The sequence below is a fragment of the Bifidobacterium leontopitheci genome, assembly GCF_009193355.1.
GTDB lineage: Bacteria > Actinomycetota > Actinomycetes > Actinomycetales > Bifidobacteriaceae > Bifidobacterium > Bifidobacterium leontopitheci.
On sequence record NZ_WBVT01000016.1, the window covers coordinates 22001 to 37626 of the forward strand.

Annotated in this window: 14 protein-coding genes and 1 pseudogene; 8 read left to right on the top strand and 7 right to left on the bottom strand. The window is 63.4% G+C overall.

Going from position 1 to position 15626, the window contains the following annotated elements; genetic code table 11:
• Positions 1-92: 92 nt before the first annotated feature.
• Both F7D09_RS06155 and F7D09_RS06160 read right to left on the bottom strand, forming a co-directional pair.
• The gene (locus tag F7D09_RS06155) at positions 93-308 is read right to left on the bottom strand and encodes a zinc ribbon domain-containing protein (RefSeq protein WP_152234533.1); all 216 of its coding nucleotides are present in this window, start codon (positions 306-308) and stop codon (positions 93-95) included.
• 209 nt (positions 309-517) lie between these two features.
• Positions 518-886 carry a metallopeptidase family protein gene (locus F7D09_RS06160; RefSeq protein ID WP_152234565.1) on the bottom strand — a complete coding sequence of 123 codons (369 nt, stop codon included), beginning with the start codon at positions 884-886 and terminating at the stop codon, positions 518-520.
• Between the two features lie 145 nt (positions 887-1031).
• On the opposite strand from F7D09_RS06160, the gene F7D09_RS06165 reads away from it, so the two are divergent.
• The 4 genes from F7D09_RS06165 (at position 1032) to F7D09_RS06180 (ending at position 4876) form a co-directional block, all read left to right on the top strand.
• A complete protein-coding gene (locus tag F7D09_RS06165) occupies positions 1032-1391 on the top strand; it encodes a YccF domain-containing protein (RefSeq protein ID WP_152234534.1) in 360 nt (119 codons plus the stop codon).
• 122 nt (positions 1392-1513) lie between these two features.
• Positions 1514-2071: a helix-turn-helix transcriptional regulator gene (locus F7D09_RS06170; protein ID WP_152234535.1), complete on the top strand. Its 558-nt coding sequence runs from the start codon at positions 1514-1516 to the stop codon at positions 2069-2071.
• A gap of 490 nt (positions 2072-2561) precedes the next feature.
• Positions 2562-2999 carry a helix-turn-helix domain-containing protein gene (locus F7D09_RS06175; protein WP_152234536.1) on the top strand — a complete coding sequence of 146 codons (438 nt, stop codon included), beginning with the start codon at positions 2562-2564 and terminating at the stop codon, positions 2997-2999.
• A gap of 116 nt (positions 3000-3115) precedes the next feature.
• On the top strand, positions 3116-4876 hold the full coding sequence (locus F7D09_RS06180; protein ID WP_226836010.1) for a protein kinase domain-containing protein: 1761 nt from the start codon (positions 3116-3118) through the stop codon (positions 4874-4876).
• Positions 4877-5092: 216 nt separating this feature from the next.
• Here the strand turns inward: F7D09_RS06180 and F7D09_RS06185 are convergent, their stop codons facing one another.
• Positions 5093-6049, bottom strand: a complete 957-nt coding sequence (locus F7D09_RS06185) for a DMT family transporter (protein ID WP_226836012.1) — start codon at positions 6047-6049, stop codon at positions 5093-5095.
• Between the two features lie 113 nt (positions 6050-6162).
• Positions 6163-7029, bottom strand: a complete 867-nt coding sequence (locus tag F7D09_RS06190; protein WP_152234538.1) for a DUF6591 domain-containing protein — start codon at positions 7027-7029, stop codon at positions 6163-6165.
• A gap of 257 nt (positions 7030-7286) precedes the next feature.
• Between F7D09_RS06190 and F7D09_RS06195 the strand changes: the two genes are divergently transcribed.
• The 3 genes and pseudogenes from F7D09_RS06195 (at position 7287) to F7D09_RS06205 (ending at position 9748) form a co-directional block, all read left to right on the top strand.
• Positions 7287-8150, top strand: a complete 864-nt coding sequence (locus tag F7D09_RS06195) for an AzlC family ABC transporter permease (protein WP_152234539.1) — start codon at positions 7287-7289, stop codon at positions 8148-8150.
• Positions 8147-8482, top strand: a complete 336-nt coding sequence (locus tag F7D09_RS06200; protein ID WP_152234540.1) for a branched-chain amino acid transporter permease — start codon at positions 8147-8149, stop codon at positions 8480-8482. The genes F7D09_RS06195 and F7D09_RS06200 overlap by 4 nt, the downstream gene beginning before the upstream one ends.
• Before the next feature lie 164 nt (positions 8483-8646).
• A pseudogene (locus F7D09_RS06205) lies at positions 8647-9748 on the top strand (IS630 family transposase).
• A 245-nt stretch (positions 9749-9993) separates the two neighbouring features.
• Here F7D09_RS06205 and F7D09_RS06210 read toward each other — a convergent pair.
• Positions 9994-10617 carry a DUF4236 domain-containing protein gene (locus F7D09_RS06210; RefSeq protein WP_152234541.1) on the bottom strand — a complete coding sequence of 208 codons (624 nt, stop codon included), beginning with the start codon at positions 10615-10617 and terminating at the stop codon, positions 9994-9996.
• Between the two features lie 322 nt (positions 10618-10939).
• Between F7D09_RS06210 and F7D09_RS06215 the strand changes: the two genes are divergently transcribed.
• Positions 10940-13699: an FHA domain-containing protein gene (locus F7D09_RS06215; RefSeq protein ID WP_152234542.1), complete on the top strand. Its 2760-nt coding sequence runs from the start codon at positions 10940-10942 to the stop codon at positions 13697-13699.
• 520 nt (positions 13700-14219) lie between these two features.
• On the opposite strand, the gene F7D09_RS06220 is transcribed toward F7D09_RS06215, so the two are convergent.
• Together F7D09_RS06220 and F7D09_RS06225 are read right to left on the bottom strand one after the other, a co-directional pair.
• On the bottom strand, positions 14220-14819 hold the full coding sequence (locus tag F7D09_RS06220; protein WP_152234543.1) for a GNAT family N-acetyltransferase: 600 nt from the start codon (positions 14817-14819) through the stop codon (positions 14220-14222).
• 16 nt (positions 14820-14835) lie between these two features.
• On the bottom strand, positions 14836-15477 hold the full coding sequence (locus F7D09_RS06225; protein ID WP_152234544.1) for a helix-turn-helix domain-containing protein: 642 nt from the start codon (positions 15475-15477) through the stop codon (positions 14836-14838).
• Positions 15478-15626 lie beyond the last annotated feature (149 nt).

The following is a 15626-nucleotide window of genomic DNA, read 5'->3' on the forward strand; positions in this document are numbered from 1 at the left end:
TATCCTCCATTTGAATTGTTCTGTGGCGGGTGGCGCTCCCCCAGTCTTCGCTTCGCTCAGACAGCGTCCTCCACCGAGGGGCGAGAGTTCGGTCAGCCGCCGATGAGGAAGTCCAGCACGTTCATGCCGGTGCCGGACTGCGCGCGGTAGAGTTCCGTGTATCCGCAGTTGCGGCAGCTGACGGTGACGAACTTCTTGTTCTGGATGTCGAACAGTTTCGCGAAGTTGCCGCCGGTCGCCTGGAACTGGTCGCTGTCGAACGACCGGCATCCGCACTTCACGCACACATACTGCATCTGCTGGGGCATGGCTGTTCCCTTCCGTACTCGACGTCGCATGGCCAGCGGTCCCGCCTGCGATGTCATCCGATATGTCCACTCACCCTAACAGAGGCCGCGCATCGGGCACAGGCCGACATGCGGCCCACACAGTATCCGTGCGGTTTCGTCACCATGTCTTCATGATTCGTTCGAGCCTGCCGTGACCGTCAGGTGACGTGCGTGCCGTGACGAGCGTTTCAGTAGCCGTGGGCGTGCAGATAGTCGTCGTCGAAGCCGAAATAGTGGCCGATCTCATGCAGTACTGTTTTACGGATCTGCCGACGCAGCTCTTCCGGCGTGTCGCAGACGCGTTCATGCGGGCCCTTGAAGATCGTGATGACGTCGGGCAGCACCCCGCTGTACCCGGTGAACCGGCGGGTGATGGGCACGCCCTCGTACAGTCCGAGCAGTTCGCCGCACCGGCTTTCCATCGTCGCCCGTTCGCGTTCGTCCGGCTCGTCGGCGACCGCGACGCCCACATTGTCGAGCACGTCGCGGAACCGTTGCGGCAGGTCGGCGATCGTCCGCTCCACCTCATGCTCGAATTCCTCGTCGCTGATCCGCATGGCCGCCTCCTTGACGATATCCTCCCCACATCGAACCACAGGCGCTCTACCTTGCCGGCCCCGACGCCGCGGCAGGTTCTTCACAAACGCCCTGCGATAATGATTGGAGCCACACCGTATCCCGTCACCATAAGGAGCGCGACGCATGAGACTCATCGGCAACATCATCTGGCTGGTTTTCGGCGGATTGGAGATCGCCTTCGCATGGATGGTGCTGGGCCTTGTGCTGTGCATCTCGATCGTCGGCATCCCCCTCGGCCTGCAGGCGTTCAAGATGGCAGGCCTGACGCTCACCCCGTTCGGCAAGACCGTGACATACGGCGGCGGCGCGCCGTCGTGTCTGGCCAACGCCGTCTGGGTGGTGCTGGCGGGATGGTGGATGGCGCTCGGGTACGTGATCGCCGGCCTGATCAACTGCGTCACCGTCATCGGCATCCCGTTCGGCCTGCAGTCGTTCAAGATGGCGAAACTGGCCCTGTTCCCCTTCGGCGCGCAGGTCGTGTGAACGCCTTTTGATAGGGTCAAAGGACCATGCTGCCGGTATGATGGCAGCTGACCGATCGTGGCCCCGATGACAGCGCCACGGATGTGCGGCACACGACAGGCGAGCGTGAAGGGAGGTGCGCGGTGGCGGCGAACGAGATGGAGCAGTGGTGGATCGACCGGTTCCAGGAGAATCTTGGGGCCATCCGCAAGGTGGCCGGCTGGACCACGCAGCAGCTCGCCGACGAGCTCGGCGTGGCGCGTCAGACGGTATCCAATCTGGAGACCGGGCGAAGCCCGATGACCAAGCTGCAGTATCTCGCCCTGCGCACCGTCTTCGGCGCGGAGATCGCCAAACGGGATGACCGCGATCTGGCAAGGATCATCAAGACGCTCGTCGACGATCCGGTCGAACGCAAGATCGGAGAGGCCCTGCCGCAGTCGGGTGCCACAGCAGGCGCCACGGTCGAGCAGGCAACCGATGACAACGAAGTCGACGCCCATGCCGCGGCGGATGTCGCACATGACGGCGTCCTGTCCGCCTCACAGCGTACGCACGAACGCCGCACTCCCCCACGCAACCGGCTGAGCACCGCCATGCAGGCGCTGGCCGTCATCACCGCGGCCCTGGCCAGCGGCACCGCGGCAGGCGTGCTGACATATCTGATATTCCCCGACTCAGGCTCTGCGAAACGGCACTGACGCAGCTCGCCGGACGCCGGCGGCGCCCTGACGCGCCGTAACGCCGCACCGACCGCTTATGCCGTTCGCCGAGACGCATCGCCGTCGGCATCCGCGCGACGCGACACGACGTTCATCAGACGCATCACCATCATCGAAGCGACGAGTCCGCAGACCGCCACCACCAGTCCAACCGCAACGGCAAGCCTGCGACGCTCCTCCATCGGCCCACCCTCCTCCTATGACGCTGATGCCGAACTGCCACCAGTGTAAATCGTTGTGATAATGTAATCAAATTAGCATTATGTCGTCGTTATTTACATATTGCCGTATGCAGCCGCCCATCGTTCACGCGTCGGATCGGCCGCAACGTCGATATTGTCGCACCGACGAACCGGGCATGCCTCAGCCGGCGACTGAATTCACCGTGTCCGCCGCACGCGACGGTAGTATGGCGGAAGGAACATGCACAGCCGGCGTCTCGGCCGGCCGCGCGATGAAGGGAGCATCCATGTCGACGCATGACGACCACCTCACCGAGGAGCTGCTGGACCGTCTGCTGGCCAGCAATACCGTGGAATCGTATCTGGACGGCGAAGGCATCACCGACCGTCCGCTTCCCGATTACCTGCACGAGCTGCTCGACGCCCACGGCCTCACACGGGCGAAGGTGGTGCGGGCATCCGGACTCAACTCCACGGTCGTGTATGACCTGTTCTCCGGCAAAAGCCGGCCGGGGCGCGACAACGCCATCATGCTGGCGTTCGGTCTCGGCTGTTCGCTGGTCGAGACGCAGCGGCTGCTGCGCATCGCGGGGCTCAGCGAACTGTATTGCCGGCAGCGGCGTGACGCGATCATCATCTGGTGTCTGAACAACGGCTACGACCGCACCGCCACCGACGACGAGCTCTACCGGCTGGACGAGCCGACGCTGCTGCGCGCCGACTGACGCGCGTGCCGCGGCCTGGGCGGGCGCAAACGGTGATACCGTGACAGAGGAACGGAAGTCCGGAAGGCTGCACGGCACGAGCGGCTGCCGCACAGCGCAGGGGCATGGCAGGGGGCATGATGAACGAGACACAGACGATGCATGCGATGGGCATCGACGACGCCTATCACGTGGAGCGGGTCCTCGCCTCGGGACCTGCCGGCGTGACCGAACTGGTCACTATCGAGGGCGCCGGGCCGTTCGTGCGCAAGCGGATGCCGCTGCCTGCCGCCCATCGCGAGGCATGGGCCATGATCGGCGCATGCCGCAACGGCCGAATACCGCGGGTGGAGGCCATGTACGAGCTGCCGGACGCGTTCGTCGTCGTGCAGGATTATGTTCCCGGGCCGACGCTCGCACAGCTTGTCGCCGAGCACTGCCGCCTTGCGCCCGGCTACGCGCTCGCACTGATCGGCCAGGTCGGCGAGGCAGTGCGCGAACTGCACCGGCATGGCGTGATCCACCGGGACATCACGCCGAAGAACGTGATCGTCGCCACCGACGGCGCCCACCTGATCGATTTCGGCAATGCGCGGCTGCTCCAGAGGCCTCCGCAGCCGGACGACGATGCATCTCGGCAGCAGGCACGGCAACCGGAGCGTGACACGACCACCTTGGGCACCTATGGGTTCGCCGCACCGGAGCAGTTCGGCTTCGCGCCGACCGACATGCGCTCCGACATCTACTCGCTGGGCCGTCTGCTGGGGTTCATGCTCACCGGCGTCTACCCGGATGATGCGCGCTACGGTCGGCTGCTTGACGATGCCGCCGTCACGCCGGCGCCGCTGCGCGATGCGATCCGCAGCGCGTGCGCCTTCGAGCCGAGCGCAAGGCCGCAGGACGTCAACGGGTTCCTGCAGCTGCTCGACGGCAAGCCTGCCACGGCGATGTCTGACCGGCGCGACGGCATACCCCGCCGCCAGCCGGATACGCCGCAACCGGCTCCATCCCCGATGCAGGCAATTCCACAACCCGATGACGCCGATCATCGGCCGGCATCATGGCGGGCGGCCGCCTCGCCGGCATCGGCTCGCGACAGGCGCCTGACCGCACGGCGACGGGCCGTCACCGTCACGGCCATTGCGGTCGTGCTTGTCGCCGCCATCGTCGGTGGCATCATGCTGTGGGTCAACCTTCGGGCGGGCGGCGGCAAGGCAGACGAGGCCGGACAATCCTCCGCACAAACCACCCCAAACGGCTCCGGTTCCACGAACTCCGGCGAATCCGGCACCACCGGCGACGGCAGCGACGACAATGCCGCGACCACGCTGACGCTCAAGGAGTCCGGCTGGTCCATAGACTCGTCGGGCTACGTCAATCTCGTCGCGGTCGTGCACAACGCCAGCGCCGACCGCACCGTCGCATTCCCCTCGGTCACCGCCACCGGACGTGACAAGTCAGGCAAGGTGCTGTTTTCCGAACAGCCCCTCATCGGGCAGGCATACCCCGGTCAGGACGCCGTGCTGACGGCGCAGGCAGGTGACGGCACGGTCAAGCCTGCCACCGTGGATTTCGCGGTGAAGCAACCGGGCGCGATCGATCTGACCGCCACGCGCGGCGCGGTCTCGTTCGCGGTCGACGACGTGACCGCACGCAGTGACGGCACGATGACGACGTTCGCCGGCGAGGTGACGCCGCATGAACGCGACGGCTTCCAGCGCCCTGCGGGCAGCATGATCGAAGTCATCGTCGTGCTGCGCGACAAGCGGGGCGGCATCATCTACGGCTGGTCCGGCATGGTCGACTGGCCGGGCGCCGGCAAGCCGCAGGCGTTTTCGGTGTCATTGCTCAATCCGCCGGCGTATGCTTCCTACGATGTGCACGCGCAAGTGAACTGATAATGGCCGCACCCGAAGATGTGGGTGTTTTGCCGGAACAGCCTTGCAGTGCCCCAACATCGAAATCGGCTTGATTCCAACGTTCTTGCCGCCAGACACCGCGGCGTATGCGGCAAATCGGCGAAACGAAACACCCACATCTCACGATACGGTGTGCCGGATACGGCAAAGACGGCATTCCACGCGGAACAATAGGTCACATCGTCGCCACATGTCTTATAAATCACCCGATCGACGACTCATCAGCGTGCGCGGGCTCGGCAGCTGGACTTCGGAGAGCAGGATCGCGCAGAAGATCAGCACGAAACCGGTGACGGAGCCGACCGTCAGCACTTCGCCGAAGAAGCACACCGAGACGAGCACGCCGAAGATGCTCTCCGTGCTGAGGATGATCGACGCCTGGGCGGTGGGCAGGTGCTGCACGGCGATCGTCTGGAACAGCTGCGCGATCACGGTCGAGCCGATGACCAGATAGGCGAGCCCGGCGATGATGTCCCAGCGCAGCCATGAGGCGGACGGGTATCCTTCCGTCAGCCCCGCGCCATCGAGGAACAGCACGGAGGCGAACGCGAACTCCATGAACATGAGGGCGGAAGCGTCGTAGCTGCGGCCGAGCAGACCCACAATCACCAGGTTGAGCGCGTAGAACAGCGCGCCGACGATGGTGATGGCGTCGCCGAAGCTCATGTGCATGAGGTCGGCGCCGCCACCGCCGCTCAGCGAGACGAAGCCGATGCCGACGACGCATACGGCGGTGGCGACGAGCTGCTGCCATGTCGGATGCCGTTTGGTGAACGCCCAGATGAGGAACGGCACCATGACGCAGTAGGTGTCGGTGAGGAACGCGTTGCGGCCGGGGGCGGTGAGCGAAAGACCCCACAGCTGGAACACGTAGCCGAGCCAGTACGTGACCGCGAGGATGAATCCCGGGATGACGTACATGCGCAGGTTCGTGCGGCGCAGTCGCGGCCAGAAGATCAGCCCCATGATGACGGTCGCCGCGGCCATGCGCATGGTCATCATCCACTGTGTGGGCACCGTCTGCTGGATGTGCTTGAGGATCGTGTACCCCGATCCCCATACGGCGGCGTTCACCACCAGCATGAGGCGCGCCACAGCTGGCGAGACGACGCCCTTGGCGTTCTTCTGCTGTTCTTCTCCGTGCTCAGTCACGCTACGGTACAGTAGCATTCAACCGCGCCCGACATGCGTCGGACGCCTGAGAAATGAGGATTGCAACGCAGGCGTCCGGCGGGTGCCGTGTGCGGGACAGCGCCCTGTCAGGGTCACTCGCCTTTGGCGTACAGGTTGATGGTCATCGTCTCATTGTCGGGGAAATACAGCACCGACAGGCTGGAGCCGTCCGCCCCCTTCATCGAAGCGGAGTTGTCGCTGCTGCTGTCCACCGTGAAGCCCTTCTTCTTGCACTCCTCGACGTAGCTGGAGAACTGGTCGTGCGTGGACCCGTAGACGCTGTAGCCGACGCTCGTGTCGCTCGTGGAGCCGCGGATGATCGTGGGTTCCGGCGTAGGCAGCGTCTTGGTCAGCTTGTCGTCGCCCCACTGGTTCGCGTCCGCCTCGTTCTTGCTGAGCGTGGTCTTTTTGTTGGCGAAATCGTAGGTGGCCATGCCGATCGTGTCCTTGTCCTTGAGGTAGGCGACGGTCATCTGGTCCGGTTCCATGAGCGACGTGAAGTCGCCGATCGCCTTCCAGCCGCCGATCACGCACTGGCCGTTCTCGCCCTTCGCGCCCGGCTTGACGATCAGCTCGCTCGTGCACTTGAGCGGCTCCTCCTTGAGCTCCTCGTAGTCGGAGTCCTCGATCATGGTGACCGCCTTGCGCAGGTCGGCGAACGCGGCCTTGCGCTGGTCGTCGGTGACGCCATCCTTCTGCCGGTACTGCAGTTCGACCGAGACGAGCGTGACGCCCGTGTTGTTGGTGAACGACATGACGTCCTGCCGCTGGCTGTCGACCGGCGTGGATTCGACGCTGTATTCGACCTTGGACAGGTCGAGCGGCTGCGATGCGGTCGCGCCGGTGTTCGTTCCGGTGCCGCCGTTGCCGGTCGTCCCGTTGCCGGCGCCGCAGCCGGCCAGTATCATCGCCGCAAGGGTCATGCAGGCGACGCCGCCCGCGAGCTTGCCGTTCTTCATCGTTTCATTCTCCTTTACAGTGGATGGCCCAATGTGCCACTGTCCATAGTGCGCGCAACACGCCGGAGATTCCTCAGCTGGCAACTGAATTTCCCGCGGCGCCTCCTTTCCCTTCCCCCGTCACAGCGGGTGTTCGCACACTGTGACGAAAGAGCGGACGCCGGCGGCGTCATTTCAGGCCGTCCTACTACAATCGCTGCGGCGCCAGTACAGACATCACGGGCACGGATGACGAGCACATCAGGGAGGAAGCAGACATGGATTTCGCAACGCCACGCCGCGCGTTCAAGACGGCGTTCCCGCTCACCGTACCCATCGCCGCGGGCTTCCTGTTCCTCGGCTGCTCGTATGGTCTGCTCATGCACGCCAAGGGGTTCGCGTTCTGGTATCCGGTGGCCATGGCGTATTTCATCTTTGCCGGCTCGATGGAGTTCGTCACCGTGAACCTGTTGCTCTCCGCGTTCGCGCCGGTGTCGGCGTTCCTGCTCGCGCTCATGGTCAACGCGCGGCATCTGTTCTACGGTCTGGCGATGCTGGGCAGGTTCCGCGGACTCGGCTGGAAGAAACCGTATCTGATCTTCGCCATGTGCGACGAGACGTTTGCCATAAATTCGAGCGCGCGCATCCCCGACGACGTGGACCGCGGCTGGTTCATGATGACCGTCTCGCTGCTCAACCGCTGGTATTGGATCATCGGCACGGCGCTGGGATGGCTGGTCGGCGGACTGCTGCCGTTCGACACGAAGGGCATCGAGTTCGTGCTCACCGCCCTGTTCGCGACGATATTCCTCGACCAGTGGATGGACGACGGCAGCAACGGGGACAAGCAGCGGCACGGCAACAAGACTGCTGTCGCACAGCGCAAGCTTCGGAAGGGGTTCAGCGAGACGCTGACAACCGCCGTCCGGGTGCATATGCCGGCGATGGTCGGCGTGCTGGCGTCGGCGGTCTGCCTGATGGTCTTCGGAGCGAACCGGTTCATGATTCCCGCCATGACGCTCATGCTGGTGCTGTTCGTCGCGCTCAGGCCGTATCTGGATCGTCAGCCTGAAACGCAAGAGGCTGCCGCGCACGACGAATCCGGCGAGGCGGCTACGACCGGCAAGGAGGCCTCGCTATGACCATGACCGTATGGCAGTCCGTCATCACCATCGCGGCGGTCGCCGCCGGCACCATGCTCACCCGATTCCTGCCGTTCCTGCTGTTCCCCGATTCGAAACGCCCGCCGCGGTTCATCGAATACCTCGGCCATGTGCTGCCCGCCGCGATGGCCGGCCTGCTCGTGGTGTACACGCTGCAGAACGTGTCGCCGTTCTCCGGCTCGCACGGGATCCCGGAGGCGATCGCCTTGGCGGCGATCATCGTGCTGCACCGGTGGCGGCACAGCATGCTGCTGTCGATCGCCGGCGGCACCGTGCTGTACATGCTGCTCGTGCAGTTCGTGTTCGTTTAAGAGGTGGCCCAAGTAGTAACACCCGGATATTGCGCGCTGTGGGCTTCCGCGCAAAGACGGACGAATCAATTGTCGCAATAGTTCGGCCGTTACTACACCAATCTCTTCTGTTAACTAGTGGTCTGTTTTTCAAATAATTGAGTGGTGTTTGGTATGATGGGCGTATGAGTCATGCCGCGCCCGCACTTGAGTTGACGAACGCCCAGAGGGACGAACTGCTGAGAATCTCGCGTTCCCAGACGCTGCCGCACCGTCAGGTGCGGCGCGCGCTCGCGCTGCTGGACGCCGCCGACGGGGTGGCGAACGAGGAGAACGCGCGCCGGCGCGGGGTGCGCGCGAACACGGTGCGCGTGTGGCGCCGTGAGTTCGCCGAACGGGGCCTGGAGGGGTTCGGCGCGGTCGCACCGGGCCGGGGCCGCAGGCCGTCGATCCCGCAGGCCGTGATCGACCGGATCGTCACGCTGACGACCACGTCGAGGCCCGAGGGGCGCACGCACTGGTCGTGCTCGTCGATGGCCCGGGAGACGGGGGTGAGCCGTTCCACGGTCAACCGGATATGGCGGGAGCTGGGCCTCAAGCCGCACCTGACGGACTCGTTCAAGGTGTCGAACGACCCGCGGTTCGACGAGAAGGTCGCGGACGTGGTGGGCCTGTACGTGGATCCGCCGGAGCACGCGGTCGTGCTGTGCGTGGACGAAAAGAGCCAGATCCAGGCCCTGGACCGCACCCAGCCGGGCCTTCCCATGGTCCCCGGACGGGCCGGCACGATGACGCACGACTACAAGAGGAACGGCACGACCACGCTGTTCGCCGCGCTCGACGTGGCCACCGGGCGCGTGATCGGCGAGTGCATGGGCAGGCACCGGCACGACGAGTACCTCAGGTTCCTGAGGACCATCGACCGGACGGTGCCCGCGGGCCTGGACGTGCACGTCATCGCGGACAACTACGCCACGCACAAGCACGCCGCCGTCAGGGCGTGGATTGGGGCGCACCCCAGGTTCCACGTGCACTACACGCCCACGTCGAGCTCGTGGCTCAACCAGGTGGAGCACTGGTTCGGCGACCTCGAGCGCGACGCCATCCGCCGCGGCGTGTTCCCCAGCCTCGAAAGCCTGGTGGACAGCATCAACCGGTACATCGAAGCGAACAACCGCAACCCCCCGCCCCTACACGTGGACCGCCAGCGCCGAGACCATCCTCACCAAGGTCAAACACGCCAAAGAGGCGCTCAACCACTCAACCAAAAACGAGACGGACCACTAGTATTGATGCGCCACTGTCGTCGGCGTCACAGAGCAATGCCGCATCATGCAGCCGATGACCGCCATTCTATTCTGATGCCGTAGACTCTCCCACTGCAAAGATCGTGCGGGAATCACCTCCATTTGTCCCGTAATATCTTGCATCGGGAATCAAAGGGTACACCGCATGACATTACAGGAACAGACGATGGAAAACCTGCATAGTTGCATAGTACATACGTGGCCATTCCCACGGTATAAAGACATTCACGCTCGTGGTCTGGCTTCCGAATCCTTGCGCAATGAAACAAGAAACGTAATGATGGCGGCAATGACGATAAGCGAACACATCGCTCCTACAATCAGCGCAATGGCACTGCCGCGCACATTTTCAGGGTGAATCGCAACGCGCGAATACCCATACCATGCAGCGCAGAAGAACAATATCGCTCCAATAAATGCCGGAATCGCAAGAAGGTACAGAACGGTCGCACTGACAGGTAAGCCGCCTTTGACATTCGTCATGGTTTTGTCTGTAGATTCTGATGAATCTACAGACAGGTCGCGTTCGCCAAGCCACGTGCATCCTGTCATGTGATTCTCACAAACTGTGTCATGAACCCTTTTGTTCTTCTTCTCCGATTCTTGCGATATGGAGCGGCTTGCACCTTTCAAAGGAGACACTGTTGATTCGGTTCCAGACCGTTTTCCTTTTCTTCCACTTGCAAGGTTTGTTTCATAACTGACACCGGGTGCAAGATGGGTGGTCACCTTACCTCGTGTGTTCAACGTAGTGTTTCCAATTTTCACTGATGTTGACAAACCACGTTTCGATACATTGACTCTAACGCCTTTTGCAAGACGTATTGATTTCCGCATTCGTAATCCCATAAGTGAGCCTCCTTGCTCTGCTCTTGCTGTTTCCGGTAACATTGCTTCAGAAAACTACAACACGCATATTTTATCATGCCATTCTATATGAGTTGTGCTCCTTATCAGAAAAAAGATGATCCAGCAAACAGGCAAGACCAGCGTTTCGCGCTCACTCTCAATGAGGCACCACTCAGACTACAGCTCACTTTCAGACGATAAAGCGCCTCGCATCTCTTCAGAGTACATAAAATATAATGCACGCGTTACCATGCATTCACGGCACAAATGTCTTATGCTAGGTGAGTAACACGAGAGAATCACAAAGAAGAAGCGACGACCCATGCCCTCCACTTTGATCATCGTCGTCAACGGCGTGCGCTATCCGGCCGATCCGACGAGGCCCATCACGATAGGGCGCGCACCTGACTGCGATATCGTCATCCCCAACCCGCACGTATCGCATCATCATGCGCGACTGCAGTATTCCCAGCGCGGGTGGCTGCTGGAAGACACCAACAGCGCCAACGGTCTGACCCAGCACGGCATCCGGGTGCCGTCGCTGCTCATCACCAGCAGCACCAGCGTCCAGCTGTGCTCCACGACCACGGTGTCGTTCATCATGCAGCAACCGGCTGCGCCGCGGCCTGGTGGCGCGGCCGCGGCGGTTTCCGTTCCGGGCGCACCGGTCGTTCCCGCCGTTCCTGCTCCGTCAATCCCGGCGAAAGTCCCGGCCATTCCAGCGCAAGTCCTGGTCGTTCCGGCCGTTCCGACACGGATCGCGCCCGCCGCTCCCGTTCCGACGGTTCCCATGACGTCGTCGGCCGCGGCGTTTCCGGTGGCAGCGGCACGGCCGGTGCCGGCCGCCGCCATGCCCGCCGCAACGATCGCGGCAGCCGGCATGACCGCCTTCCCCTCGCTCCCTGCCGCGACGGCGGCGCCGGTTCCGGCGATGCAACCAGCCGCGCCGCAACCGGCCGTTCCGTTTGCGGCCGCGCCGGCGACGCCCCGGCCCATGGCCGCCGCTCCCCTGCCGAGCGCACCCGGGAAAGGCACGTTCTTCACCAACGTCAACACCGTATTGCGCAACAGCATCGATCCGAAAACGCTGGAGCAGCGCACCACGCATACCGTGCTCGGCACGTTCAATCCGATGGACGACAAGTCCGGATACATCGGCCGTGACGTGGCCTGCGTGATCCGCATCTCCGACGTGCTCGCCTCGCGGCGCCACTGCCATGTGGAGGCGGGCGCGGACGGCATCGTGCTCACCGACCTCAACTCCGTCAACGGCACGTACGTCAACGGTCGCCGCATCGTCAAGGTGTGGCTTGAGGAAGGCGACGTGATCACGATCGGCAACACCGATCTGGTCCTGCATGACGGCGTCATCCAGGACCGCTCACCGCTGGTAAGTTCCGAATCGGTGATCGCCGAAGGCATCGGATTGACGGTCGGCAAGGGAGCCAAGAGAGCCACGTTGCTGCACGACGTGAACGCCGTGTTCGCCAAAGGCACGCTGACCGCGGTGATCGGCCCGTCGGGCGCCGGAAAATCGACGTTCACCTCGATCGCGGCAGGTCTGAACTCGCCCACCGAAGGGCACGTGTACTTCGACGGATACGACGTGCACCGGAACATCGAACTGCTGCGTTCGCGTATCGGATTCGTGCCGCAAGACGATGTCGTGCACCGCAAGCTCACCGTCGACGCGGCGCTCAGCTACGCGGCGAAACTGCGTCTGCCGGCATCCACCAAGCAGGAGCGCCGGGAGATCATCGACAACGTGCTCGGCGAGCTGGAGCTCACCGAACGCCGCCGCAACCGCATCGACCGCCTGTCCGGCGGGCAGCGCAAGCGCGTGTCGACCGCGATCGAGCTGCTCACCGGCCCCGAGCTGCTCATCCTCGACGAGCCGACATCAGGCCTCGACCCGTCGCTCGACAAGACAGTCATGGAGATGCTGCGCAAGCTCGCCGACGCGGGAGGCGTGGTGCTGGTCGTCACGCACTCGTTGTCATACATCGACGACATGTGCGACAACGTGCTCATGCTCGCCCCTGGCGGCTACCCGGCGTTCTTCGGCGACGTGAGAGAGCTCAGGGCGGCGTTCGGCAGCAAGCCGTGGGCGGACATCTTCACCCAGGTGACCGACGATCCGACCAAGGAATACTCCGTCTCCGACCCGCGCACACGTGCGAAGGAGGCCCGCAAGATCGTCAACGAGCACGGTCACAGCAAGCATGAGCGGCCGGCGCGCGCCCACCGGATCAAGCAGATGTTCACGCTGATGACCAGACAGCTGCATCTGGTGGCAGCCGACCCGGGACTGCTGATATTCCTGCTGTTGCTGCCATTGCTTCTCGGCCTGCTCTCGCTGGTGGTGCCCGGGTCGCATGGTTTGGGCGAACCCGATTTCAAGGATGCGGCGACCGAGCCGAGCCAGCTGCTGGCGTTGATCATCCTAGGCGCGTGCTTCATGGGGTCGGCGTTGTCGGTGCGCGACATCGTCTCCGAACGGGCGATTTACGATCGCGAGCGCGCGGTAGGGCTGTCGCCGACCTCATACACATTGTCGAAGTTGCTGGTGTTGGGGTTGGAGACCGTGTTGCAGGCGGCGATCCTGACCGCCGCAGTGGCGGTCGGCAAGCCGCATCCCGAGCATGGCATACTCACCGGTTCGGGCATTCCCGAACTGGTGCTCATCGTATGGCTAACCGCATGGGCGAGCGCCATGCTCGGCGCGGTCGGGTCGGCCCTGGTCAGGTCTGGCGAGCAGACGATGCCGCTGCTGGTGGTGCTGGTGATGGCCCAGCTGGTGTTCTCGGGCGGCATGATCCCGGTGACCGACCGCGGCGGGCTGGAACAGGTCAGCATGATCTTCCCCGGGCGATGGGGGTATTCGGCGGCCGCGTCCGACATCGACCTCAACGGTCTGCTGTACGGGCCGACCAAGGTGCCGACATTCAAGAAGGACGAGCTGTGGGAGCACACCACCGGCCAGTTCTGGACGGACATCGGCGTGCTGGCCGTGATGGTGGTGCTGTTCACCATCGTGCTGCGCGTGTGCGTGAGCAATATGGTGTGCAAGAACCGGCGGTAGGCATGCGGTAACGGGCGCGGCCGGGGCTGGGGGCTGCGGCTGGGCGCGAGACGAAGCCGCTGGCCGTTGGCAGGCAGGCATCCGAGAAGGCGAACGTCATCGGATGGACACGGCGTGAGGAACCATGCAGACGTCCACGACCGCCGCGTGCCGTGGGACGCGAAGCAGAAAACCCGGTTTTCGTTCCAGCGTCCCAATGCCTTGTGGCACGCAAGGAGTTGTAATCGGTTACATGGGCTCGCGTACCATGAAATCGCGGGACGCGAGCCCATGTAACCGGTCACGCATCCTTGTGTACCAAATCACAGTGGGACGCGAAGGCGAAAACAGCGATTTCGGCCTCCCATCCCACAGCACCACGTACCACAGCACCGCATACCGGCAGACCGCATCGAATCCTCTGGTACCACAACCTCCGAACACGCAGCCTCCCCACACGACAGCGGCCGCTCCCCAATTCAGTCCGACTTGTTCCCCGCCGCGCCAAATATCATCGGCACATAGATACAGCGCAGCCTGCCTACTTGGCGGCATCATGATCGGCCCACCATTCCTCGGCGGTGATGATGCGGAGGAACTCATCGTGGTATTCGCCGATCAGATTGAGGACGTGCCACGACTCCCCCGCCATCCACATGCCGCATCGTTCCATGACGCGGCCGGACCGCACATTCTCCTGGTAATAGGCACCCCACACCGCATTCGCATGCAACGCAGTGAACGCGTGGCCGATCACGGCGTCCAGCGCTTCGGACATGTAGCCGAACCCCCAGAACGGCCGGCCAATCCAATAGCCCACTTCAAGCACATTGCCGCTGCGGTACCGCTCGCAGTCGGGTTCGACGGAACCGGCGATGCGTTTCACAGGCCTGAGCTCGATGCACCCGATCGGCTCGTTGCCGTTGCCTGTGCCGTTGACGGTAATGGCCCAGTTGTTCTCGGCCGCGAACACATCCCGGATGATGTTCGCACTCCCCTCGACGCTCGTATGCGGCGGCCAGCCGCACATCGGCCCGATCTGCGGGTCGGAGGCGTACCGGAACAGGGAGGCCGCATCGGCCTCGTCGCCGACCTTCCAGGGTCGTAGCAACAGCCGTTCGGTATCGATTGTTTTGGTCATGATGCCTCCTCTCCAATCAGGATGTGCATGGATTGACAGCGGCGGCCCGCGCCAGCCGCTCGTAGTGGTCGACGAGCGGGAGGAACAGTTCGTCGACCGTGGCGACGATGTCCGCTTCGGACAGGGGACGCATGTCGCGCAGGATGATCGCGCGGCCGAGCTCGCCGGGCATGCGCAGCAGCGATTCCGGCAGTTCGCAGGTGATGTCGCCGCGCGCCCGCGCATCGTCGATGGCCATCATGATGCTGGGGCGGTCGCTCATCATCGTGCGTTCGTACAGTTCATGCGCGCTCACGCCGAGCCAGTCGGCGTAGACGCCGAACTTGGCCAGCACCATCACCGCGTCGGACTGCTTGCGGTTGAGCTGCATGAGGATGGAGATGACGTCGCCCCTGAGCGTGCCGGTGTTCGGCCGCTCGATGGCGGCGTGGCCGCGGTGCCGCCTCACGGCGGCCACGAACAGTTCCGTGCGGTTCGGCCATCTGCGGTACAGCACCGGCTTGCTGGTGTGCGCCCGGGCGGCCACGTTGTCGAAGGTGAACTCCTCGGCGCTGCATGTGGACAGCTGCTCCCACGCGGCCTCCAGAATGGCCGTCGCCAAAGCCTCGCCGCGGCGGCGCGTCCGCTTCGTCTTGGTGTTCGCTTCATTCGTTTCCATTGGTTCGCCTCCATACGCGACATGGGTGCCGTGCCCGACGGCCACCGTTCATGCCCCTTCCTACAAGATACCATGGCGTTTCTTATTGCCAAGCGTTATAATCATCCATGGTTTTTAAGAAACAGACCAGTATCTTAAAGGGGTGGATT